This is a genomic window from Candidatus Neomarinimicrobiota bacterium (assembly GCA_012964825.1).
Taxonomy (GTDB): Bacteria; Fidelibacterota; Marinisomatia; order Marinisomatales; family S15-B10; genus UBA2125.
Window position 1 is genome coordinate 1 of the sequence record DTTI01000043.1, and the last position, 2360, is coordinate 2360.

General features: G+C 40.8%; 3 protein-coding genes. All 3 read left to right on the plus strand.

Annotated features, from left to right (window positions below; genetic code table 11):
• On the plus strand, positions 1-394 hold a 394-nt coding region (locus EYO21_04840), incomplete at its 5' end, for a T9SS type A sorting domain-containing protein (protein HIB03135.1).
• 552 nt (positions 395-946) lie between these two features.
• Positions 947-2065, plus strand: a complete 1119-nt coding sequence (locus EYO21_04845) for an alanine--glyoxylate aminotransferase family protein (protein ID HIB03136.1) — start codon at positions 947-949, stop codon at positions 2063-2065.
• Positions 2065-2360, plus strand: a 296-nt coding sequence (locus EYO21_04850) for a phosphocholine cytidylyltransferase family protein (protein HIB03137.1), incomplete at its 3' end; no start/stop codon positions are given. The genes EYO21_04845 and EYO21_04850, both read left to right, overlap by 1 nt.

A 2360-nucleotide genomic window follows, 5' to 3' on the forward strand; every position in this document is an offset into this window, starting at 1 on the left:
TTCAGTCACCCTGAACCAGAACTGGGATAAGCTACCTGTCTATCCCTTCAAGGTCATTGCCGGCTCACCTGAATATGTCAGTTCCATGACCCAGGAGATACTCTCTCAGCTTCCAGAGACGTTTACTCTTCACCAGAACTATCCCAACCCCTTTAATCCTACCACCACCATACGTTTTGAAGTACCCACCCCTTCACAGGTTACCTTGAGGATATATAATATTATGGGTCAGGAGGTGAGTACCCTCACAGAAAGCTGGTTCCCCATTGGAAGCCACAGTCTGGTGTGGAACGGGAAGGACTATCGGGGTGCACCGGTCAGTGCCGGGGTCTATATATACAGGCTACAAGCCCAGGGCTTTCAAAAGACCCGGAAAATGGTGCTTTTGAAATGAACCGCTTTCCCAATCTCAACCTTGAAATTAACGGGGGGACGGTCGGGATGAAAAAAGGAAACGCCTCTGGCTCAACTAGCCTCCTCACGGGGCCTTTTTTGTTTCTGGACCTCCTGATTGACTTTACCGCCGTCATCAGAGGGATAAAACTGTAATTTCCCCTGTGAACATTAATGTGATTATTGCAATGCTGGATTCTCAAAAAAGAAATAAAATCAAACGACTTCGAAAGTACATAGAACGGCGAAATGCTGTTTCTTCTTTTATTCAACGATCCCTTATTTAAATCAAATCGTTTGATTATTCAAAAGGTAGATTCACCAATAGTTTCAGCAAGCAATATCCGGTCTATATGGAGACATATTGATTGACCAAGATGATGATTAATTATTCAGGTACTCAACTTTTCTTTGAAGAAGTTTTAGCCAACCTAGAATTTGAGGAATTTATATCATGACAAAAATTGTATCCAGCCCCCGACTGCGGTTACAGTAAGTGCGATATTTGAGGAATACAAAGGAATATCCTTAAGAGGATCAGAACCAAGTAATAATGAATAATAAAATCAAATTATTTACCCCTGGACCAGTAGCCATGTCCGCTCGAACGCTTGCAATTGGTGCGTCACAGCTTCCTTATAATCGCACAGAACAATTCTCACAGATCACGTTTGAGATTATTGAAGATCTAAAATACATATTCGGCACTCAGGGAGATGTGGTTATTTTTTCCGCTTCCGGGACAGGTGCGATGGAAGCTGTGATTTTCAACTTCCTCGACCAAAGCGACAAGGTTTTGATTGTGAATGGAGGAACCTTTGGTCAACGGTGGGTTGATCTATGCACTCAGCATGAAATCCCATTTGAACAAATAAGTCTGGATCCTGGCCAGCCAATTTCACTCGAAGCTCTCGATCACAGACTATCGAGTCAAGAGTATTCGACGTTGCTAATCAACGCCCACGAAACATCGACTGGAATGATTTACGACACAAAGGCTATTGGGGAACTAACTCAAAAATATGGTGTTTTCTTTGTTGTTGATGCTATCAGCACTATTTGTGCAGATATTTTTATGATGGATGAATGGCATGTCGATGTATCTCTGCTAAGTACCCAGAAAGCATTAGCTCTTCCACCTGGGCTATCCTTTCTCGCTTTAAACAAGAAAGCAAAGTTGAGATTAGAAACCAAGACTTGCCAATCTTATTATTTTGATATCAAAGCATATCTTGCAAACCAAGAGCGAGGACAGATGCCTTTTACGCCCGTTATCGGCCATTTTATGATGTTGCACGAACGGCTCAGAGAGATTAGATTGAGCGAAATAGGCTTTTTTGTTTCTCACCATTCTAAATTAGCTCAATATTTTAGAAAACGCTTGAAGGACTTGGCCCTTAGCTTTCTTCCAAATAGTCCTTCAAACGCTCTGACAGCAATTAGTTGCCCTAAGGATATTGATGCGTTTGATTTGGTTACGAGGCTGGCGGACGATTATAATTGTTTTGTGGCTCCAAATGGAGGCGATTTGAAATACAGAGTGTTTCGGGTGAGTCATTTAGGTGAACAGAATGAAACGGATATCGATTTTTTAATTAATGCCCTTGAGGACATACTTAATAACTATCAACAAACTAAAAATCATATAATAATGGAAAGAGAAAACTCTTAATGAAAGCTATCATCATGGCTGCGGGGGTAGGAAAACGGTTGCTTGGCCTAAATATGAATAAACCAAAATGTCTTTTAACTGCGGGAAGCGAAACACTCATCCGCCGTTCAGTCAATTTATTAGTTAGTAAAGGAATTAGTGATATTACTGTCATTGTTGGATATGAGGCAGACCTTATTCGCAATGAACTAAAGAATGATGTTGCTTACTTTGAAAATCCTCATTTCCTAACTACCAATAGTATCATGTCTCTTTGGTACGCCAAGGATTTATTAGAAGATAATGTTCTTTTATT

Coding starts and splice junctions, on each gene's coding strand:
- EYO21_04845 (HIB03136.1), top strand. CDS start 947: ATGAATAATAAAATCAAATTATTTACCCCTGGACCAGTAGCCATGTCC.